Origin of the sequence: Rhizobium sp. P38BS-XIX (genome assembly GCF_012641435.1) — a bacterium.
Classification (GTDB): Bacteria; Pseudomonadota; Alphaproteobacteria; order Rhizobiales; family Rhizobiaceae; genus Rhizobium.
On record NZ_JABAIJ010000003.1, the window covers coordinates 85,795 to 106,567 of the forward strand.

Genomic DNA, 20,773 nt, shown 5'->3' on the forward strand with positions numbered 1-20,773 from the left:
TGACCATGAGCGCGCAGGAAAAAGGCTACTTTACCGAGGAAAATTCCGTCGACGTGGTCACGGGGCGCAATGCCAACGCCCGCGACGCGCGGCTGAAGCAGGTAATGGAGGTCGTTACGCGCAAGCTGCATGAGGCGGTGAAGGAGCTGGAACCAACGCAGGACGAGTGGATGGAAGCCATCCTCTTTCTCACCCGCACGGGTCACACCTGCACCGACTGGCGACAGGAGTTCATTCTGCTTTCCGACGTGCTTGGCGTGTCGATGCTGGTCGACGCAATCAATAACCGCAAGCCCTCAGGCGCCTCGGAGAGCACGGTTCTCGGCCCCTTCCATGTCGCTGACGCCCCGGAATTGCCCATCGGCGCCAACATCTGCCTCGACCAAAAGGGCGAGGACATGGTGATTAGTGGGCGCATTCTCGATACCGACGGCAAACCGATCGAGAATGCGGTGCTCGATGTCTGGCAAGCCAATGACGAAGGTTTTTACGATGTCCAGCAGAAGGGTATCCAGCCGGACTTCAATCTGCGCGGCGTCTTTCGCACCGGCAGCGACGGACATTATTGGTTCCGGGCGGTGAAGCCGAAATACTATCCGATCCCAGACGATGGGCCGGTTGGCCAATTGCTGGCAGCGCTCGGCCGCCATCCCTATCGCCCGGCCCATCTGCACTACATCATCAAGGCTCCCGGTTTCGAGACGCTGACGACCCACATTTTCGATCCGGATGATCCGTATATTCACTCGGACGCGGTGTTCGGCGTCAAGGAAAGCCTGCTTGCGGAATTTAGGTTGACCGAAGACACTGTGCGGGCAGCGGAGCTGGGATTTGCAAACAGCTTTTGGCAGGTAGAGCACGACTTCGTGCTGGCGCCCGATCGGACGTTAGGCAAGCGGAACGAAGGCTGACGTTGTTTGCAGGCAAAGAGCAAGCAGATCTGTGTAACGGCGCTATTTAGCTGGTCTTCCGTGAGCCGCTATTTGCGTGACCAAGGGCATCCATTGCGGCCGCGACAATGTGGCCGCGCCATTCCCGCTTGAGATCTGCCTTTACCGCGACGGATGCCGTGATACCAAGGCCGGTGAATGCGCTGGTCACGCGGACGATCCGCTCCTGCTCGACCGTTTGCATGTCGATGCCGAGCGCAGCATACATGATCATCCCATGCTCGATCATCTCCGGATCGGCGTTTTGACCGTGATCCGCCAGTCGGTATTGGAACGCCGATATTCCCGGCCAGTCATAGGCAAAGGACACGGAAGCCTCGATAACGGCGCGGTCGCGCTCCATCCCCGGAGCCAGGTTTTCGACACTGGCGCGCAACGCTTCCATATGATCGCGGCTCGTTTTCATCGCCGCATCATAAAGCGCCTGCTTGCTGGGATAGTGATGCAACAGGCCGGCCTTTGAGTAATTGACCGCATCGGCGATCTGCTGCAACGATGTGTTGGCGAAACCATGCTTCGCGAACAGTCCTGCGGCATAATCGAGGATCTCGGCGTCGATTTCAGCTCTGGTTGGCTTGGGCATGTCAAAGGGCCTAACATGGGGCGACCGAAACAGTCAATTTTCAATTGATGTGGTCGGTATGGCAGATCTTGGCTGCGTGATATTTGGTGCCCATTGCGGCACCAGATCATCTTTTAGCGCGATTCTGGGTCGGGCAACATTGACATGTGTGCGACTGAGTAGCACCTTATCGGCATAAGGAGTTGGCTTCATGAGTGTCAAATCATCGATCTCTTTGACTGAGCAGCAGGACGCGTTTGCGCGATCCCTCGTCGATACGGGACGCTATTCGAGCCTGAGTTCGGTTCTCCAGCAGGGGCTGGAGCTGCTTCGCCAGAAAACCGAAGCGGAAGCCGCCGAGACGGAAGCTCTTCGCACTCTGATCGGACGCCGGCTGGACGGACCGAGAGTTTCCGCCGCCGATATGGCCAATCATGTCGAAGACATGATCGAACGCAAGCGGCGAGCCCTGCGTGTGGAATCTTGAATATTCCCTTCAGGCGGTTCGCGATTTCGATTTGATCTTCGATCACCTGCTGGCTGCCTACGGAGCCCTTGGAGAGACATCGGAAGAAGCCTGGGAACGGGCCGCCGGCCGTGTTCGTCAGTTGCGATCCGAAGTCGATCGACTGGTCGACACGCCCTATATCGGAACCCTGCGGCCGGACATCCGTCCGGGTATCCGTTTCCTGAGACGTGACAAGGCCGCCATCTGGTTTTTGCCGGAAGAGCAGCGAAAGACGATCGTCATTGCCGCCATTTTCTTCGGCGGTCAGGATCATATACGCCATATGCTGGCGCGCATGCTGGAAGAATAGGGCGGCATCCCGCCGGCGTCAGGCCTCCCGGTTTTCATCGCGGTAAAAGATGCAAGCGTAATCCGAGATAGCGATCCCATATGCAATGGGTGGAAAAAGGCTTGATCCATGTAGCGTTATATTCCATGAAATATAACGCTACATGGATGGGAGCCGACCCGTGCTGATCAGACATCTTTCGTTCTTCGTGACACTGGCGGAGGAAAAGCATTTCGCCAGGGCGGCCGAGCTCTGCCACATCACGCAGCCGACCCTGTCGGCGGCCATTCGCAAGCTTGAGGATGATCTACGCGTCACGCTGATTGCGCGTGGCAATCGTTATATGGGGCTCACGCCGGATGGGGAGCGCGTGCTGGAATGGGGTCGACAGATCCTCTTCGATTATGACAGCCTGCACAAGGAGATCGCCGGCTCGAAGAAGGGGCTATCTGGCACATTGCGGCTGGGTGTCGTGCCCGCGGCAATGGCTGCAGTGTCGTTTCTTTCCGAGCGCTTCAGCTCAGAAAATCCGGATGCCACCATCGAGATCAAATCGATGACATCGCGTGCCATCCAGCATGGGCTCGATACATTCGAGCTGGATGGCGGCCTCACCTACCTCGAAAATGAGCCGCTGGAGAATGTTCAGCGGCTGTTGCTGTACCACGAGAGATACGTCTTCGTTTGCCGCGCCGATCATCCTCTGGCGAGGCGGCGGGCACTCAACTGGGCGGAGGCCGCCTCGCAACCCCTATGCCTTTTGAGCGAGGACATGCAGAACAGGCGAATTCTGAACGGCATCGTGGCCTCCGCAGGCCTCGTCCTGAAGCCGCCGGTTGTCAGCAATTCGTTCCTGGCCGTTTGCGCGCATATCCGCAATGGCCTCTGGTGCAGCATCGTCCCCCATACCTTTTTCTATATTCTGGGCGACAAGACCGATCTCGTTTCCATCGAGCTTGTGGAACCGCATCATCGGCAGGCCTTGGGGCTGGTGATTTCGAACAGATCTCCACAATCGCCCATGACCAAGGCGTTGGAACGCGCCTTGCAGGGCGCTGATTTCGACGCCGATTTCGATCGGCACGTGGCCGTTCCCGCGTCATCGATATCCTCTATCGCGCGGTAAAAACCTTTCATTTGCGAGCAACAGGCCGCTGTGAAAGCATCCTCACTGTTGAAACGAGGTTCCGATTGCACGGAACACGGCTTTAGGGAACACACAGCGAGTGATCATCGTCAGCCGCGGTTGATGGTGTCAATTTCTGAGAGAAGCGATCTCCGCAACCGGCGCGTGATGACACGCGTTTCCGGGAGTGTTTCCTGTTGTCGCAGCTGAGGAAACGAACATGGCTAAAGTAGTTTGCGTTCTTTACGACGATCCCATCGATGGTTATCCGAAATCCTATGCGCGGGATGATCTGCCGAAGATCGATCACTATCCCGGCGGCCAGACACTGCCGACGCCGAAGGCCACCGATTTCCAGCCGGGCACGCTTCTCGGCAGCGTCTCCGGCGAGCTGGGTCTGCGCAAATATCTGGAAGAGAACGGTCATACTCTCATCGTAACCTCTGATAAGGACGGACCGGACTCTGTGCTTGAGCGCGAGATTGTCGATGCCGATGTCGTCATATCGCAGCCGTTCTGGCCAGCTTATCTCACGGCCGAGCGCATCGCCAAGGCGAAGAACCTGAAGCTTGCCCTGACTGCCGGCATCGGCTCAGACCATGTCGATCTGCAAGCCGCCATCGATGGTGGCGTTACCGTCGCGGAAGTCACCTACTGCAATTCGATCAGCGTGGCCGAGCATGTCGTCATGATGATCCTCGGTCTCGTGCGCAATTACATTCCATCCTATCAGTGGGTGGTGAAGGGCGGCTGGAATATCGCCGATTGCGTGACGCGATCCTACGATGTCGAAGGCATGCATGTCGGCACCGTGGCCGCTGGTCGTATCGGACTTGCCGTGTTGAAGCGTCTGAAGCCCTTCGACATGCATTTGCATTACACCGATCGCCATCGCCTGCCCGAAGCCGTGGAAAAGGAGCTTGGCCTGACCTGGCATGCGACCCGCGAGGAGATGTACGAGGTTTGCGACGTCGTCACCCTCAATTGCCCGCTGCACCCAGAAACCGAGCACATGATCAATGACGAGACCCTGAAGCGCTTCAAGCGCGGGGCCTATCTCGTCAATACGGCACGCGGCAAGCTGTGCGATCGCGATGCGATTGCCCGGGCGCTCGAGAGCGGCCAGCTTGCAGGCTATGCCGGCGACGTCTGGTTCCCGCAACCCGCGCCGAAGGATCACCCTTGGCGGAGCATGCCGCATCATGGGATGACGCCGCATATTTCCGGAACCTCGCTTTCGGCGCAGACCCGATACGCGGCCGGCACGCGCGAAATCCTCGAATGCTTCTTCGAAGGTCGCCCCATTCGTGATGAATATCTGATCGTCGACGGGGGCAAGCTGGCCGGAACGGGAGCCCATTCTTACAGCGCCGGCAACGCCACTGGCGGGTCTGAAGAAGCTGCCAAGTTCAAGCGTGGCTGAGAGCCTTGGGGGCGTGGCGGTTTTTGCCGCGCTCCCTTTTCCTCTTCGATCAAGCGGAATGATTTATGACCGATCTCAACAGTGTATCTGAACCACACTTAGGCATGCGCATCGGACGTCGCGTCAAACCGGCGCTGATCTCTGGCTTTGGCGGGTTCCTCGTTATCTACATTCTCTCGCAGTTGAGCGGGGCGCTTGGAATGCTTCTGCTGGTGGCGCCGTTCGGCGCCAGCTGCGTACTGGTCTTTGCCTTGCCGCAAAGCCCGCTTGCCCAGCCGAGGAATGTCATCGGCGGCCACCTTATCTCGGCCTTTATCGGCATAGCGATCTTCGGGCTGCTCGGAGCCCATCCCCTGTCCTTTGCGCTTGCGGTGGGACTTGCGATTGCTGCCATGCAGGCAACCGAAACACTTCATCCGCCAGCAGGCGCTGATCCGATCGTTGTGCTTGCCACCGGAGCGTCGTGGTCATTTCTGTTGACGCCCATGCTTGCTGGCACCATTCTGATCGTTGCCGCGGCCTATTGCTATCATCGTTTCGTTTCAAGTAGGGCCTATCCGGCCTGAGGCGACGTGTTGAGCTTCTATTTCGCCAGCTTGGCGTTCAGAAGCGCTGCAAGCCGAAGTCCGCCTGTTGCCAGTTGCTTGTCGAGAATAGCGTGCACTGCAGACTGGTAGTCCGGGCCGATGTGTATCTTGCCATCGGCGGCTGCCGGCGGCGTCAGGCGATAGACCGCTTGCGTGACGGCATGGCACTCGTCGATCCATTCGCTCGCAAACTTCGCATCGGTGGGTGGCGTTGCAATGCCAGGGACGACATGGTCCTCCAGCCGTTGAACATAAGCGCCCCAACTCCACTCGGCGGCTCCGACCAGATAATCGTCCCAGACCGCGTGCAGAGGCACGGTACCTATCGGCAGCGCGTGCTGATCCGGTGCATTCAGTTCCATCATCACCGAAATCGTGTTGCCGCCGCCGTCGCCGTTCTTTTCACCGCAGTGAAGCGGCTGCGTCGAATCTCCCACAAGGTGGATGAGGAGAAGAAGGTCCTTGCGGCGTGTGGCGGGATCGCGGCTTGTGTCGGTTATGTTGGACGCGAGATCGGTCATCGCGGTCACCAGGCATCCGTCACGGGAGCAATCATCGGCCGAATATCGATCCCTTGCGATGTCGATGTCGACATAGTGCCATGGCTTGGTCGCTTTTCCTTCCGGCGTATTCTTATAGTCATCCGCCCAACTCGCGACCGATGCCATCGACTCCGATCCGAGCACTTCCCGGACCGCGGCCGCCGCCTTGGGGCTTAAATGCCGCATGGCGATTTCGGCGACGATCGAGTGACCGCGATCTCCCCAAGCGTAGGCGTTGCTGCCTGAGAAAGGGATGAGCAATGACAATGCGAGCATTGCGGTTCTTGATCGTGTCATCATGAATATCCTTTTCAAGAGGAACGAAACAGGGCACCGTTGTTACGGGTCTTGCACGCCGGGCGCTGCGGTCGACAAACAGTTCCTGATGCGGCCATGTCGTCAATGTGCGGCGCAAAGGGGCGCCAATCCTGTCCTGCTCGATGCCTGCGAGAATTCATCGAACTGGAAGCCGAAGGTTCCGGGAATGCGCAGGCGATAGATGCCGAATTTGAAGTAGGGACCATCCAGCGGCAACGGCGTGTCTTTCTTCAGCGTAGCGCCAAGATTGCCACGGACGGAGACGATCTTTTCGCCGTTCGCCCAGATGTCGATCTCACCCGGCGTTTTGGGCCCGTATTCGTTGTCGGTCCGTCCCGGCTTGACGCGATAGACCATATCGACCCAACCCTTGCGTGGATCTGGAAGCTGTCTGTTTGCTTCCGGAAGGATGGCGATGTTTGCGCTGCCGATATATTTCTCAGGCTCGGCGACGAAGGAAAGTGCGCTGAACTGCGATACCAGCGAGCTGTCTTTCAGGCCGAGGCTTTTCGACAGCTCCTTGCTTTCGGCCGGATTGTCGTCGGGGCGAAGCGTTTGCAGCAGCCCTTCACGGAAGAACTTATGTGTCAGATCCGGCTGGTTCTTCGCGAGCAGGTCGAGCGATTGCAGCGATTTGACCGCGCTCACCGTTCGTTCGTCGCGCGGATCGAGTTTTGCGAGCGAATCCTGTGCGGCCACGAGCAGATCCGGATCGCCTTCCGCCTTTGCGATGACGCGCCGGATTTCGTTGTCCTGAACTGTGATATGGAAAACGCCATTGTCGAAGCGCTGCGCAATCATCGGGCTCTGGTCGCCGGGTCCCTTCCACTGGCCGATAACCGAACGGGCGCTCCCTGTTGCCGGGACATCCCCGTTGATGCGAAAGCTGAACGAATACCAGACCTCATCGCCAAAGCTTGGCCACGAGGCTTTTGCCGTCCTCAATTCGGCTCGCTGGCAGTCATCCTCGCACTTGATACCGTTGTCTCCATCGCGCGTCGTGATCTCGATTGCCGCAGCGCCGCATCGGCCCGGCGTGATAAAGTCGAACTGCTTTGGAAATATCTCCTGCGTCGTCCACTTCGAGGCATCCAATGCCTTTGAATCGAAGGTATCATACAGATCTTTAGCCGAGACGCCGCCGGCTGCAAGAACAAGCCAAACGCATAGAATCGATCTGCTCATTAGGCCCCCCAGAGTCGAACAGATGCACTGCAATGGACTGTAGCAGCTGCCCTAATAAGTTGAAGCGTGTCACGAAAATTTCTTGAAAAGGTTTTGCCGCGAGGCTCCGACGTCCGCCTTTTCGTCAGCGCTTGAGAACCAGCGCGTATCGCTGCTGAAGGAGGTTGCCGCCTCGGGCGTTCGAAAATGTTTCCTTGCTTCCGGTATTGATAAAGCCCAGCTTCGTCAGGACGTGACCGGATGCAGGGTTATCATCTGCGCGCCCCGAGGTCAGCCGCGACAAGCCGATGTCCTCGGATACGAAACGTATCAGTCGCTCCGCTGCTTCAAAGGCGAAACCTCGGCCCCAACTCGATTTTTCCAACCAGTAACCCAGGCTGCCTTCGCTGCCTGAAATCTCATCGACATCGACGATACCGATCATATGGCCGTCATTCTCTATGGCGAAGCGATAGGCGGTGCCTTCGGCCCATTCTTTCTCGTGAATGGAAAACCAGCTTCGTATCGCCGCTAGGCTCGGCGGAAATGAAGCATGGCTGAGCATGCGCGTTACATCCCAATCGGTCTGGATCTCGAACGCGCGCTGCGCGTCGGCCGGCGATGTGGGGCGCAGCCGAAGGCGGGGTGTATCGAGCGTCGAACGCGGGATGGTGCTAGGCCTCATCGGCGTTCTCCTACCTTTTTGAATAGCATCGACAAATTAAGCTTTTCCGGCGCCCCGGCAAGCTATTGGTCGATTTATACTTGAAATGCATGGCTCCTATGCAAGCGGTTTCTGCTGAGTATTCTTTCCTGATAGCCTATTTCTTGCCGCAATCGACAAGCATTAGCGCCGCCTCTTGCAGGCGCGGCCTGCGAGTCACGCAGGGCCGGGCGCGACAGCGTTCCATTCATGAGGACGAACCCCCTTTTGCGCGCGGCCCTGTTCCCGCGCGATATCCCACCGATCGGCATCCCAGAAGAAGCACGTCAATCGATTGACGATATTTATATAACAAGTTATATAAATAGGTATGAGATGAAGATGAGGAGAGCGTCGTGGTTGACGATGTCGTGAAATCGCTTGGCCTGCTGTGTCTCGGCAGCCGTTTCCGCCGGATCGGCGAGCGGCTTCAGGCCGATACGCAGCAGATCATCGAAGAGCTCGGTGTTTCCATCCAGGCAGCGCAATATCCGTTTCTGGCGGCGATCGATCGCGATGGCCCGTTGACTGTCGGCGAACTGGCGCAGGCCGTCGGCATCACACAGCCTGGCGCGACGCGCACGGTCTCGCAGTTACTCGAGCTTGGTTATGTCGGCATGCAGGCTTCGTCGGAGGATCAACGTCGCAGATTGATTTCGCTGACCCCGATCGGTCAGGAACTTGTCGATTATTCTAAGCGCCTGGTCTGGCCACGTATCGAACAGGCTGTAGCCGAGCTCTGCGGCGATCTCTCGGCCCCGATCCTGCAACATCTTGCATCGATCGAAGATGGTCTGGCGTCGGCACCTCTCATACGTCGGGGAAATCTCCAAAAGGAACAGAAACTATGACACACATCCTCGATCGTCCGGTCTGGAGTGCTCTTCAAACTGGACATGCCGCATTGGCCGAAGGTGGCGACAAAGCCAAGCGCTATCCGCCCTCCATCGTGCCTTTCGCAGCATCTGCCGACAATTCGACGGAAAGCCTGGAAGCCTTGCAGAGTTTGCCCGCTGTCGGTGAAGTCATGGCGATTGTCGAGGCCGGGCCGGTTTTGATTCCCGAGGGATTGCAGACGATTTCGGAGGCCACTCTCGTACAAATGGTGGCTGAGCAGTCTTATCCGCGGATATCGGACAGCCGGATCGAACCGTTGACGGAGGCTGATGCACAGGAGATGCTTGATCTGGCGACGCTGACCAAGCCAGGCCCGTTTACTTTGCGCGCCCAGAACCTCGGCACATTCTGGGGTATGAAGGTTGATGGCCGCCTTGTTGCGATGGGCGGCCAGCGCCTGCGGCAAACTGGCTTTGGTGAACTTAGCGGCCTCTGCACGCATCCCGATTTCCAGGGGCGTGGTTTCGGCAAGCTGCTGTTCCGCTTCGTCGCCGGCGAGATTTCCGCCAGAGGCGAGACCGTGTATCTGCATGCCTATATGGCAAACACCTCGGCGATCTCGCTTTACACGGCGCTCGGCTTCCGCCTGCGGTCACAGATGAACCTGCGGATCGTCAAGCGCCGTGATTGAGGTCTCGGACTGATTGTTCCGCTTTCAATCCTCGACGTTGGGCAGGAAGATGGTCAGGAGGCCAATGAGCGGAAGGAATGCGCAGAGTTCGAAGACGAATTCAATGCTCGTGTGGTCGGCTAGGACGCCCAGCGCCGCAGCGCCAATGCCGCCCATGCCAAAGGCAAAGCCAAAGAACAGACCTGAGACCATGCCGACGCGGCCCGGCATGAGTTCCTGGGCATAGACGACGATTGCCGAGAATGCCGAAGCGATGACGGTGCCGATGATCGCGCTGAGGACAACGGTGACCTCAAGGCTGGCATGTGGCAGGACAAGCGTGAACGGCAGGATGCCCAGGATCGAGCCCCAGATAACCTTCTTGCGGCCGATCCGGTCGCCCACCGGACCGCCGATCATCGTTCCGAAGGCGACCGAAGCGAAGAACACGAACTGGCACAGCTGGGACGAGCGTTCGGAAAGCCCGAACCGGTCCATCAGGTAGAAATTGTAGTAGCTGGTGAAGCTTGCGAGGTAGAAGTATTTCGAGAAGATCAATGCGATCAGCACGGCAATTGCAAGCCCCACGCGGGTGCGCGACAGGCTGAGAGCTTTGTGCTTCTTGCCGGACTTGGCCGGAGCGCGAAGTCCCTGTCCATGCATCTGGTACCAACGGCCGAGGCCGCTCAGGATGAGGATACCGAGGAAAGCCAGAATGGCGAGGAACGCCATGCCGCGCTGCCCATGCGGCAGAATGAAAAAGGCAGCCAGCAGCGGACCGAGCGACGTGCCGAAATTGCCGCCGACCTGAAAGACCGATTGCGCAAAACCATGCTTGCCGCCGGACGCCAGCCGCGCGATGCGCGATGCCTCTGGATGGAAGATCGAGGAGCCAAATCCAAGCAGCACCGAGCCCATGACCAGAACGGCATAGTTTGGTGCAAAGCCGAGCGTCAGCATGCCCGCACAGCTGCAGACCATGCCGAAGGGGAGAGAATAGGGTTGGGGCTTTCCATCCGTGTACCACCCGACAAACGGCTGCAGGATCGACGCCGTGACCTGATATACGAATGTGAGCACGCCGAGCTGCGCGAAGCTCAGATCGAAGCCGGTCTTCAATACCGGATAGCTCGCGGGCAACAGGGCCTGCGTAATGTCGTTCAGAAAATGGCCGAGGCTGGCGACCATAAGAATCGGATATAGTGTGGTGGCCGCGCGGGGCGCGTTCATGACCTGGCTCATGGCACTCGCTTTCAATTCGTCTGCCACGCTGATATTGAAACAGTCAATCGCCCGCCACCGCGATTAGGCTTAATTGTTACGAGACTGGGCCAAAATGGTCAGGAATAGCCGGATTGATCTTTTCATCGATGTCGAGCGTCCTTTGGTGGCGCTGGGCAACGAGTATAAGGACGGCCATCGCGTCGAACCGCATCAACACCGTCGGGCGCAGTTGCTCTATGGTTTCTCCGGTGTGGTGTTGGCGACCACGCCGGACGGTACCCTCGTCATGCCGCCGGAAAGAGGCATGTGGATCCCGCCGGGCGTCGTCCATAGCGTGCGCATGCTCGGCGATGTCAGTATGCGCAGCGTCTATATCGAGCCATACGCGATAGAGACCATGCCGGATCGCTGCCAGGTGGTGGAGATATCACCTTTGCTGCGGGCCTTGATCGCTGAAGCTGTCGATATTCCGGTGGAATACGACCCCAACGATCGATCGGGGGCATTGATGGCGCTGCTGTTGCACGAGTTGGCGCGATTGAAGCCGTTGCCCCTGAGCTTGCCGCTGCCGCGCAACCCGCTGCTGGCAGAGAAATGCCGAAACTTCCTTCTTAATCCGAGCGCTCACGACACGATCGACGCATGGGCGAGCCGCCTGAGCATGAGCCGACGTGCATTCACCCGTGTGTTCCGTCTGGAAACGGGACTGAGCTTCGTCGAGTGGCGTCAGCAGGCTTGCCTGCATGCGGCGCTTCCAAGGCTGGTCGTGGGGGTGCCGGTCACAACTATCGCGCTGGACCTCGGTTACAAGAACCCCGCAGCATTCACATCGATGTTCAAGCGTGCTTTCGGATATGCACCGCGTGAAATCGCACGCAATCAAGCATCGCACGACGCTCTCTGAGAAGTTCTCCAGCGCGGGGAACTATTGCTGTTGGAGGGCGAGGCGCAGTCCAAGGGCGACGTAGATCGTCCCGATGACCTTTCCCTGCCAGCGACCGACGCTGCGGTTTCGGCGAAGCCAGCCGCCGATCGAGCCGGCTCCGACCGCCAGCAGCGATGTAACGGTGATGCTGAGTCCGACAAAGATGGCGCCCAGCAGCGCAAATTGCACGATGACGGAGCCGCTTTCCGGGTGGATGAACTGCGGTAGAAACGCGAGGAAAAACAGCGCGGTCTTGGGGTTGAGAATTTCGGTGAAAAAGCCCTGCCGGAAGGCGCGTGTCGGCGTGATCGCCTGCGCGGCCGGCATGTCGAGGCTGCCGGCCTTTTCGACGAAGGCCTTGAATCCGAGATAGATCAGATAGATGACGCCGGCGAATTTGACGATTTCGAACGCAAGCGCCGACGTGGCGAGCAAGGCCGACAATCCGAACGTGGCCATCATTGTATGCAGAAGGTCGCCCGTGGCGATCCCAAGGCCGGTCGCCAGTCCAGTGCGGCGGCCACCGCTGACGGCTCGTGCAAGCGTCAGCAATGTCGCCGGCCCTGGAATGATCATCAATCCCATGACGACGACGATATAGGTTGTCAAAACACCGAAGCTGATCATCGATTTCTCACGGTTCAGCGAACATGCCTCAGGAGTGGCGGTTCCGCGTCGAGTTCAAGAGAGATCGGAGACTAGACGCTTCTCACGCAATTGCAAAGCGTGCGTGGTGCCGTTCGCATTTGCATGCGTTCCCGGTCAAAGCCGGGAACGCATCATGCTATCTTGCCAGCGGCGGGCTCAACGCGTGCTGGCGCCCTGCGATGCCGGCTCCGCGTCCACGATCCAGCGGCGGTGCGAGCCAAGCGCAATCAACAAGACAACCGACAGGAAGCAACAAGCGGCGAGGATATAAAAGCCGATATCGCCATTGCCGGTAGCCGCGTCGACATAGGCTTTGATCTGCGGCGAGGCGAAGCTGCCGAGATTGCCGAGCGAGACGATGAAGGCAATGCCGCTGGCGGCGCCCACGCCGCCGAGATAGCGGGTCGGCAGGCTCCAGAAGACCGGCTGAGACGAGGCCAGCCCCGGAACGGCGATGCAGGCGGCAATAACCATGACCCATGGGTTCATCGTAAGACCGATCATGCCGAGTGCGATCGTGCCGGCCGTCAGCATGGCGATACAGACGATGCGGTGATTATCGTGCTTGTCGGCATAGACGGTGAAGAAGCGGGTTGCAAAGAGCGCGCAGAGCCAGGGCAGGCCAAGCAGCACGCCAACCCAGGTGTTGACGCCGCCTCCCAGTGCCTGCGCAAGGCGCGCGGGCAGGTAGAAGGTGATCGGGCCGACGCCGATCTGGATGAACAGGTAGATGCCGATGAAGGCAAGAACGCGCCAATCCTTCAGCACGCTGAAGACGGAGTGCTTCACTTCGGAGAGCTTGCCGCGCTCCTCCGCTTCGATCACGGCGTTCAGCGCATTTTTCTCCTCGGTCGTCAGCCACTTTGCCTCGTTGGGGCGGCTCGTGAGGAAGAAGAGAGCGAGGATCCCGACGATCGTCGCCGCAATGCCCTCGACCGCAAACATCCATTGCCAGTTGGTCAGGCCGAAGACATCATGGTGCGTGAGCAGCCAGCCCGAAAGCGGTGCGCCGATCACCAGCGACAGGGGGATTCCGAGATAGAACAGGCCGGTCGCCCTGGCGCGTTGTTTAGCTGGAAACCAATAGGTCAGGTAAAGAAGGACGCCGGGATAAAAGCCGGCCTCGCAAACGCCGAGCAGGAAGCGGACGATATAGTAGCTCGTCGCCGTGTGGGCAAAGACCATACAGGCAGAGACAAGTCCCCAGGTGATCATGATGCGGCTCAGCCACAAACGGGCGCCGACCCGCTGCATGATCAGGTTGCTCGGCACCTCGAAGGTCGCATAGCCGAGATAGAGAATTCCGGCACCGAAAGCGTAGGCTGCATCCGAAATTCCCGTATCCGCCTGATAGGCTGTCTTTGCAAAGCCGACATTGGAGCGATCAAGAAAGTTCAGGATCAGCATCACGCCCAGAAAAGGCAAAAGGCGCATGGTCGCCTTGCGCACGGCGCTCTGCAGCGCCGGATTGTCATTAGTCATGTCACTCCTCCCGGACGGCTAAATGAGCCAGGCGGTACGTTCTTCCGCGCGCTCGTCCCCATCCTCACCGGATTGTCATCCGGCCATTATCGATCATCGCTGCCAGCGGCGATGGATTCCATATACGCAGATTATATTCATGGATGAAAAGATCAAGGGCGATGTCCACTGTTTTGAAGGCGGCCATTCGTCTTGGCCATGCTTTCTGGAGGGCCTAGCACCGCCATCATGCGAGGTGTCTTTACAAATGACCGACGGTCAGTCATATCTCTTGCGTTCCCACTATTTGGAGCGTTGGGATGGATGCGCATCACAATCAATCAGGACTTTTAGCGAGCTCTAAGCATTTTCGCAGGCGCTCTGACGGCGAGGAGAGAGGCGTGAGAGACAGCTGGAAACGCTTGGGGGACGAAGGCGTTCGCCTCTGTCTCATGATGTCCGAGGAATAATGACCATGATCCGCCACGACCTTTCGCATTGGCCTTTCGTACTTTCCGCCGCCCAGGGCGCGATGTCGCTCGACGAGCAGCTCGATTTTCTGTCCGATTGGACGGCATGGCTGGACCGCGGCGAGACTTTCGCAACGCTGCGCGTCTTTACCGATAGCGATGCGCTCCGCCGCCCCGAAGGCAGCGCTCGTGAGGCCAAGGCCTGGCTTCAATCCAATGGAGAGCGTATCAGGCAGCTCGTTATCGGCATGGCGACGGTCGTTCCTTCATCCGCCCTTGAAGAGATGAGCCGGATGAATGCCGAAAAGCTCTTCGGCGTGCCCGCGCAGATGTTCGACGATGTCAACGAGGCCACGATGTGGCTGGCGTCTCTATCCGCTACGCTTGGACGCCCCATGGAGATGGGCAATGTCTTGCGCAGCATGAACGCGATGTGCAGACCGTCATGAGGATGACCGTGTCGATAAAGCTGGAATGCGATGAAACGCATTGGCCGCTCGCCATTCTGGTTGCAGAGGCGCCGATGGATGCAGCAAGCGTTTCTTCCGCGCTCGATCGGATCCAGCGCTGGCAGGAGCGGCAACAGCCGTTTGCGCTTCTGCTGATCGCTGCCTGCGACCCGGTTTTGCGAGGAGATGCGATGCTGTCGCAACTGGTTGCGCAACGTATCGAGAGCGTGGGAGATGCCTTGCAACGCTCGCTTCTCGGGGTTGCCATCGTTGCTCCGACAGCCATAACTGAGGCTGTTCGGCAAAGTCTTGCTCGTCTTCCGCTCGATATGCCGTTAGAAATCTTTGAGAAGAGCCTGCCTGCTGTGGAATGGTTGTGTCGAACCGTTCTCGCGCCGGCGGGCCTGACTATAGAAAGCCTTTAAAAGGAGAGCCTGTGACCGTCGCAGAACGCCAGCGCCCGCGCACCAAACCGCCGGAAATTCGTCGCGAGGAATTGATGGACGCAGCGCAGCGCCTGTTTCTGGAAAAGGGCTTTGCCGCGACAAGTGTCGCTGAAATCGTTGAGGCGGCCGATGTCGCCAAAGGTACGTTCTATCTTTATTTCCAGACGAAGGACGATGTTCTCGCTGCTCTCAAAGCGCGTTTCATCGAGCGGTTCTGCGAGAAGGTCGATGCTGCGGCCGCCGCAGCGGCCTCCGAGAGCTGGATGTACCGCCTCGACGACTGGATGAAAACCTTGGTGCTCGGATATCTTGACGAGGTGGCGCTCCACGATGTGGTGTTTCATCAGTTTCAACCGGCCAAACGCGGCATGAAGCGCGCCAATCCCATCGTCATCCGCCTTTCGTCCTTTCTGCTTGAGGGCAGGGAGGCAGGGGTGTTTTCTTTCGTCGACGCCCGTCTTTCCGCCGTCATGCTGTTCAACGCCATGCATGGTGCCGTCGACGATTGTCTTGCCGACGGACCGAAAGTCGATCGCGACAAGCTCGTCCGGGCCGTGACCGATTTCTGTCGACGTTCGGTCAGCCCTTAATCCGATAGGATGACAGCCGTCCAAGCGGAAACGGATCGCAGTCGACAAGTGCTTTTGCTATGGTGGGAGAAGATGCAGCCAGAGTCATCACACGAGGATGTCCCATGCTCTTCCATCGTTTTCCGGCGTGGAATCTTGCGCATGCGCTCTATTTCGATCCGCGCATGAGCGCGGCCGAAAGTCCCTTCATACGCCACCGTTTCAAAGAGGGATTTGAGGAGGGCTGGATCAGCTCCGCTCATCAGCGGCGGGCGCTCGAGATGTTCGTTCTTGCCGAGGAGCCGTTGCTGCCTCCAGATCTCGATATCGATCCGAGGCCGATCGAGGGGCATCTCCACTGGATCGGCCACGTAGCACCGGATTTAAACATTCGGCCCATGGGACGCTACCAGATCAATGAGCTTCGTTCGCTCAAGAACCTCATCCTGTGCAATCTCGCTGCGCGCAACATCGTCCTGACGCCGACCGATTTCGATGAGATCACGGCCGAACTCGGCGAGATCCCGGAGCGGGTGCGGTGGTTTGCCAAAGGCCAGCAGCTTCACGAGATCGAGTTGGAGTTCACCATGGCATCCGTCAGCCTGGAACTGACCCGGCGCGGCATTCCGACCTACAGCCAGATCCTGCCCGATATTATCGGTTCACGCACGCAACAGGACGAAGCGGAGCCCGCTGATCTGGCGATTGTGAAGTTCTATTTCGAGAACCAGATCGAAGTGCCGTCTCCCGGCACATTTTCCGAAGCTCTCGATTTGCGCGACAGTCCGCGCATTGAGGCGTGGCGGGCAAAGATCCGCTCTTGGTCCAATGAGCTTCGGGCGGGACGGATCGATTTCAACCATATCAAGACGGCGATCGACGATGCCAACGGCTACCTGCGCGGCGCACGCCTGCCGTCGAGATTGTTGCCGCGCTGGTCGTGGGCCTTCACCTATCCCCTCGGTCTTTTCGAAGTGGCGATCGCCAACCACGAGCAGGCCCATCTCATCGGAGCCGGCCTTCTGGCAATCGAGACCGTGCATCTCCTGGGGGAAGCGCTCAATCACGCCGTTCGGTCCGACGATCCGCTTCAATACAAGTGGCTGCTGATCAGCAGCCGCGACTAAAGCCTATCGCGCAAAAGTGCCCAGCAGCTTTGTCATAGAGATTGCGCAACGTGAGAAAACGTAAAGCGCGGGAAGCAGATCCGCGAGATCGCGACGCGTTGCAAATAGCCGGGCAGGCGCGCGCTTTTTCATCATGACATTTCATCGACGGATTTATTCGTGATCGCGAGGATACCGATCCGGTATCGCGGCGACAGGCGGTGCCTCGATACGTGTCAAAAATGGACGGAGACGACGAACCGGAATCTTTCTACCGTCACGCTATCGGGTTCGAGGCCGCATGTGCCTTCTCTTGAGGATCTGACCGAAGGGCAAAAAGCGGTCGGTTTCCTGGGGATACGAAGACGATCGGTTCAGCGTGGCGGCGCTGGCTGACCCCGTCTGGCATGACGGACTGATGAAAGCGATTGAAGGGGAATGACTATCGTGCCTGTAAGGATATGGAGAGTGTGGACGCTGCGCTTTGCGCTTCTGGCGGGGACGGCAGCCGCGGCGCTGTCGGCGTTTGCGCCTGCGGCGTTTTCGCAAACAGCCTCGCAGGTGACGTCGCAGACTTTCGAACCGCAGCTTCAGAAGCAGAGCAGCGGTGTCGTCATTCCCGAAGACACCGGCCCTGTAGCGCCGAAGGGCGCGGAAAAGCTGACCGTGCGTCTGAAAACCGTTAAGGTCGAGGGTGGCCTGCAAGGCTTTTCCGAAGACGAGGCACGCGTTGCAAAGAGCTTGAGCGGCCGGCAGGTTACGGCGGCCAATCCTGTCAAGCCGCTGACATTCGTAGTGTCCCTCAAGGGACTTTCAGGCGCGCTCACCCGGATTGCAGAACTCACCAAGTAACCGGCGATTGAGGGGGCGATGCCGAACCTTCGTCATTGCAGGAACAAGTGTTGTCGTCAGCCATTTACCTACCGCTTTTTCTACCACCTTGTGCCAATATTCATGAAAGTATTGCTATGACCGATCAGATCATCAATGAGCCCACCATCCGCTTGCCGGGAGGCGCCGATGCCTTGCGCGAAGTCCACGGAGATTGGCTCGTTGTCGGCTCCGTTCAGGCCAATGTGAGCGCATCGCAGAAATCCTGCGTTATCGTGCAGGAACAAATTCATAATGAAACGCGGCAGCGCGTCCTCCTCGTCGAGTTGCGGCCGGAAGCCGGCAAGGTAACGGGAACGCTGGTTTTGCCGTTTGGTCTGCTGTTTCAGAAGGGTGTGGTGTTGCAGGTCGATGAAGGCAGTCGCGCACCCGCCATCCCGTTCCGGACCGCTCTGCCCGTCGGATGCATCGTCGACCTCGACATCGATGCCCTGCGCCTCTCTCTCATCAAGTCCGGTAAAACGCTGCATATCCACGCCATTGCGGCCGATACAGCGCAGATCGTAACGTTCCCCGTTTCCCTCAACGGTTTTGCAAGCGCTCTCGCGCGGGCGGAAACAGTCCTCGGATAGGCGGGATCAGTGCATCACCTCGAACGGAGTTGCAATGGCGACGCGCGACGGCGCGACCTGGAAGTCGGCCGGTAGCATCGGGTGATAGGCGAGCATGAGCTGGTAGGCGCTGCGGGCATCGTGACGCAGATCGTGATGGATGACGAAGGTGATCTCGCCGGTGGCGAGAAGCCTGACATTATCCTGATCAAGGTCGTGTGCGGCAAAGACCGCGCACGCGCGCCGCGCATCGGCAAAGGCTTTGACTATCGCACGATTGGCGCCGCCGGCTGAGTATACCGCGAGAATGTCCGGCTCGCGTTCCAGCGCATCGCGCACGAGAAGCTCCGTCGTTCGATCGACGCCGAAGCCCTCTGAGATGCGCACCACCGAAAGGTGAGGGAAGTGCCCCGCGAGCACATCGCGGAATCCCCGTTCGCGCTCGTCCTCGCCGGCAAAAAGGCTGCTCGATAACGTCACCAGAACCTTGCCCGGCTTGTCTTTGACCATGCGGCCGAGGAGATAAGCGGCCGTTGCGCCCGCGACGTGATTGTCCATGCCGACATAGCCGATGCGGGAATCTTCAGGCAGATCGGTCACCAGCGTGACCACGGGGATTTTTGCCGCCATGAGTTGGGCGGCGAGATCGGCAATTGCCGGCGTCGACGGAGCCTTGAGCACCACGCCGTGGCTGCCGCGACGACGTATGGTGCGCAGGATCGCCAGAAGCTCGGGCTCGCTCATCGTTTCGGCCACATGAAATCGTGCGGAAAATGAGGCAGGTCGCATGCCGGGCAATTCGGCCTCGAAGGCTTCGCGGACGGCGGCGGAGAAGCGCTGTGGCGTATCCATGACGACATCGATCACAAGGCGTCGGCCCGCCAGGCCGGATTGCACATATTGCCGCTCGAGTTCGGCAATTGCCGCTGCGACCCGCGCGCGCGTAACGGCGCGGACGCCTTCCCGCTCATGCATCACCCGGTCGACCGTCGCAAGGCTGAGACCGGCCTGCAGAGCGATGTCTTTCAATGGGAACCGCGATTTCAAAGCAGCTCTTTCTGAGGTATTTTTGAGGTGTTTTCCATCTTTCTCATAGGTCGATGCGGGGCTACGATCAATCCCATAGTCCAACATCACTTCGGGAGGAGATCATCATGGACGCTCAGACGCTCGCCAGCAGGCGCAGCCAGAAGGTTTGGCTGTCGGCCGATTGCGGCAATTTCGATACCTTCAAGTCGTTGGTCGAAAAGACCGCCAATCCGGCCGATTGGCCGCTGGCGGCAGGCATTGAGAAAAACATCCTCATCTATGATGGCGACACGGTTCGAAGCGCCGCAGAGAATGAAGACGACCGTCGCGCGCTGATGGCCGAGTGGGTGGAAGCCTTCACCTCAGGGCCAGGCATCATCGTCATCAAGAATGCCATGCCCGATACTTCGGTCGTCGATCGCGCAACCAGTGTGTTCGAAGCCATCGTCCGCGAGGAAAAGGAGAAGGGCAAGGGTGCCGGCGATCACTTCGCCAAGCCCGGCGCCAATGATCGCATCTGGAATGCACTAGAGAAACACTGCCTGGCGGATCCGGAGAATTTTGCCCGCTATTATGCCTCGACTGCGGTCGCTTTGGTGTCGGAAGCCTGGCTCGGTGTCGGCTACCAGATGACCGCGCAGATGAACCGCGTTAATCCCGGCGGCACCGCGCAGAAGCCGCATCGCGATTATCACCTCGGCTTCATGTCGCCGCAGCAGATGCAGGCCTATCCCGGCCATATCCATGCGGTCTCGCCGCTGCTGACGCTGCAGGGGGCCGTCGCGCATTGCGATATGCCGCTTGAAAGCGGGCCGACGCTGTTCCTGCCCTATTCGCAGACCTTCTTCGAAGGCTATATCGCTTTCGGCCGGCCCGAGTTCCAGGCTTATTTTGCCGAGCATCATGTACAGTTGCCGCTTGAGAAGGGCGATGCCGTCTTCTTTAATCCAGCCGTCATGCACGGCGCCGGCAACAATGTCTCGAAAGACATCTATCGCATGGCGAATCTCCTTCAGGTGTCCTCGGCCTTCGGGCGGGCGATGGAGAGCGTCAACCGCACCCGCATGTCGGTGACGGTCTATCCCGCACTTCTTGCCGCGCTCGATGCCGGTACACTGAGCCGCGTGGACGCTGCCAATGTGATCGCATCGACGGCCGAGGGCTATGCCTTTCCGACCAATCTCGACAGCGATCCGCCGGTCGGGGGGCTTGCGCCGAAAACCCAGGCGCAGATCATGGCCGAGGCAATCGACGCCGGAACGGGCGCGGACCAGTTTGCCGAGCTGATCGCCGCCCATGCCGCACGCAGGGAGGCTTGAGACATG

General features: G+C 58.8%; 24 protein-coding genes. 16 read left to right on the top strand and 8 right to left on the bottom strand.

From position 1 onward, the window contains the following. Positions 1-5 precede the first annotated feature (5 nt). Entirely contained in the window at positions 6-911 is a 906-nt protein-coding gene (locus tag HGP17_RS12400; RefSeq protein ID WP_168809296.1) for an intradiol ring-cleavage dioxygenase, read from the top strand. 46 nt (positions 912-957) lie between these two features. Here the strand turns inward: HGP17_RS12400 and HGP17_RS12405 are convergent, their stop codons facing one another. Continuing rightward, the gene (locus HGP17_RS12405) at positions 958-1,533 is read right to left on the bottom strand and encodes a TetR/AcrR family transcriptional regulator (protein WP_168809298.1); all 576 of its coding nucleotides are present in this window, start codon (positions 1,531-1,533) and stop codon (positions 958-960) included. A gap of 190 nt (positions 1,534-1,723) precedes the next feature. Between HGP17_RS12405 and HGP17_RS12410 the strand changes: the two genes are divergently transcribed. The 5 genes from HGP17_RS12410 (at position 1,724) to HGP17_RS12430 (ending at position 5,424) form a co-directional block, all read left to right on the top strand. Further along, positions 1,724-1,999, top strand: coding sequence for a type II toxin-antitoxin system ParD family antitoxin (locus HGP17_RS12410; protein WP_168809301.1), 276 nt, complete (start codon positions 1,724-1,726; stop codon positions 1,997-1,999). Further along, entirely contained in the window at positions 1,986-2,330 is a 345-nt protein-coding gene (locus HGP17_RS12415) for a type II toxin-antitoxin system RelE/ParE family toxin (RefSeq protein ID WP_168809302.1), read from the top strand. The genes HGP17_RS12410 and HGP17_RS12415 overlap by 14 nt, the downstream gene beginning before the upstream one ends. 160 nt (positions 2,331-2,490) lie before the next feature. Then, complete coding sequence (locus tag HGP17_RS12420) at positions 2,491-3,435, top strand: LysR family transcriptional regulator (protein ID WP_168809304.1); 945 nt, start codon at positions 2,491-2,493, stop codon at positions 3,433-3,435. Between the two features lie 220 nt (positions 3,436-3,655). Then, positions 3,656-4,858, top strand: coding sequence for an NAD-dependent formate dehydrogenase (locus HGP17_RS12425; protein WP_168809306.1), 1,203 nt, complete (start codon positions 3,656-3,658; stop codon positions 4,856-4,858). A 65-nt stretch (positions 4,859-4,923) separates the two neighbouring features. Continuing rightward, positions 4,924-5,424, top strand: coding sequence for an HPP family protein (locus HGP17_RS12430; RefSeq protein WP_168809308.1), 501 nt, complete (start codon positions 4,924-4,926; stop codon positions 5,422-5,424). 17 nt (positions 5,425-5,441) lie between these two features. Here HGP17_RS12430 and HGP17_RS12435 read toward each other — a convergent pair whose 3' ends face one another. The 3 genes from HGP17_RS12435 to HGP17_RS12445 form a co-directional block, all read right to left on the bottom strand. Continuing rightward, complete coding sequence (locus tag HGP17_RS12435) at positions 5,442-6,284, bottom strand: S1/P1 nuclease (protein WP_168809310.1); 843 nt, start codon at positions 6,282-6,284, stop codon at positions 5,442-5,444. Between the two features lie 102 nt (positions 6,285-6,386). Continuing rightward, positions 6,387-7,490 carry a heparin lyase I family protein gene (locus tag HGP17_RS12440; protein WP_168809312.1) on the bottom strand — a complete coding sequence of 368 codons (1,104 nt, stop codon included), beginning with the start codon at positions 7,488-7,490 and terminating at the stop codon, positions 6,387-6,389. 124 nt (positions 7,491-7,614) lie between these two features. Continuing rightward, entirely contained in the window at positions 7,615-8,154 is a 540-nt protein-coding gene (locus tag HGP17_RS12445) for a GNAT family N-acetyltransferase (RefSeq protein WP_168809314.1), read from the bottom strand. 374 nt (positions 8,155-8,528) lie between these two features. Here HGP17_RS12445 and HGP17_RS12450 point away from each other — a divergent pair, with 374 nt between their 5' ends. Together HGP17_RS12450 and HGP17_RS12455 are read left to right on the top strand one after the other, a co-directional pair. Beyond that, a complete protein-coding gene (locus HGP17_RS12450; RefSeq protein WP_168809316.1) occupies positions 8,529-9,023 on the top strand; it encodes a MarR family transcriptional regulator in 495 nt (164 codons plus the stop codon). Continuing rightward, positions 9,020-9,700 (top strand): GNAT family N-acetyltransferase, encoded by a 681-nt coding sequence (locus HGP17_RS12455; protein WP_168809318.1) that lies wholly within the window; start codon positions 9,020-9,022, stop codon positions 9,698-9,700. The genes HGP17_RS12450 and HGP17_RS12455 overlap by 4 nt, the downstream gene beginning before the upstream one ends. Positions 9,701-9,724: 24 nt before the next feature. Here the strand turns inward: HGP17_RS12455 and HGP17_RS12460 are convergent, their stop codons facing one another. Then, entirely contained in the window at positions 9,725-10,909 is a 1,185-nt protein-coding gene (locus HGP17_RS12460; RefSeq protein WP_246704074.1) for an MFS transporter, read from the bottom strand. A 106-nt stretch (positions 10,910-11,015) separates the two neighbouring features. On the opposite strand from HGP17_RS12460, the gene HGP17_RS12465 reads away from it, so the two are divergent. Further along, positions 11,016-11,807, top strand: a complete 792-nt coding sequence (locus HGP17_RS12465) for a helix-turn-helix transcriptional regulator (RefSeq protein WP_168809322.1) — start codon at positions 11,016-11,018, stop codon at positions 11,805-11,807. Between the two features lie 21 nt (positions 11,808-11,828). Here the strand turns inward: HGP17_RS12465 and HGP17_RS12470 are convergent, their stop codons facing one another. Further along, positions 11,829-12,455: a LysE family translocator gene (locus HGP17_RS12470; RefSeq protein ID WP_205925952.1), complete on the bottom strand. Its 627-nt coding sequence runs from the start codon at positions 12,453-12,455 to the stop codon at positions 11,829-11,831. 177 nt (positions 12,456-12,632) lie between these two features. Then, positions 12,633-13,958 carry an MFS transporter gene (locus HGP17_RS12475; protein ID WP_168809324.1) on the bottom strand — a complete coding sequence of 442 codons (1,326 nt, stop codon included), beginning with the start codon at positions 13,956-13,958 and terminating at the stop codon, positions 12,633-12,635. A gap of 454 nt (positions 13,959-14,412) precedes the next feature. On the opposite strand from HGP17_RS12475, the gene HGP17_RS12480 reads away from it, so the two are divergent. The 6 genes from HGP17_RS12480 (at position 14,413) to HGP17_RS12505 (ending at position 18,440) form a co-directional block, all read left to right on the top strand. Continuing rightward, entirely contained in the window at positions 14,413-14,856 is a 444-nt protein-coding gene (locus HGP17_RS12480; RefSeq protein WP_168809326.1) for a hypothetical protein, read from the top strand. Positions 14,857-14,864: 8 nt separating this feature from the next. Beyond that, the gene (locus HGP17_RS12485) at positions 14,865-15,281 is read left to right on the top strand and encodes a hypothetical protein (protein ID WP_168809329.1); all 417 of its coding nucleotides are present in this window, start codon (positions 14,865-14,867) and stop codon (positions 15,279-15,281) included. Positions 15,282-15,292: 11 nt separating this feature from the next. Further along, on the top strand, positions 15,293-15,892 hold the full coding sequence (locus HGP17_RS12490) for a TetR/AcrR family transcriptional regulator (protein WP_348648928.1): 600 nt from the start codon (positions 15,293-15,295) through the stop codon (positions 15,890-15,892). 104 nt (positions 15,893-15,996) lie between these two features. After that, positions 15,997-16,998 carry a hypothetical protein gene (locus tag HGP17_RS12495; RefSeq protein ID WP_168809333.1) on the top strand — a complete coding sequence of 334 codons (1,002 nt, stop codon included), beginning with the start codon at positions 15,997-15,999 and terminating at the stop codon, positions 16,996-16,998. A 447-nt stretch (positions 16,999-17,445) separates the two neighbouring features. Continuing rightward, positions 17,446-17,829 (top strand): hypothetical protein, encoded by a 384-nt coding sequence (locus tag HGP17_RS12500; protein ID WP_246704075.1) that lies wholly within the window; start codon positions 17,446-17,448, stop codon positions 17,827-17,829. A gap of 116 nt (positions 17,830-17,945) precedes the next feature. Beyond that, the gene (locus HGP17_RS12505) at positions 17,946-18,440 is read left to right on the top strand and encodes an invasion associated locus B family protein (protein WP_168809335.1); all 495 of its coding nucleotides are present in this window, start codon (positions 17,946-17,948) and stop codon (positions 18,438-18,440) included. A gap of 6 nt (positions 18,441-18,446) precedes the next feature. Here the strand turns inward: HGP17_RS12505 and HGP17_RS12510 are convergent, their stop codons facing one another. Beyond that, the gene (locus tag HGP17_RS12510; RefSeq protein ID WP_246704076.1) at positions 18,447-19,448 is read right to left on the bottom strand and encodes a substrate-binding domain-containing protein; all 1,002 of its coding nucleotides are present in this window, start codon (positions 19,446-19,448) and stop codon (positions 18,447-18,449) included. 125 nt (positions 19,449-19,573) lie between these two features. Here HGP17_RS12510 and HGP17_RS12515 point away from each other — a divergent pair, with 125 nt between their 5' ends. Continuing rightward, a complete protein-coding gene (locus tag HGP17_RS12515; RefSeq protein ID WP_168809339.1) occupies positions 19,574-20,767 on the top strand; it encodes a phytanoyl-CoA dioxygenase family protein in 1,194 nt (397 codons plus the stop codon). Positions 20,768-20,773: the final 6 nt, after the last annotated feature.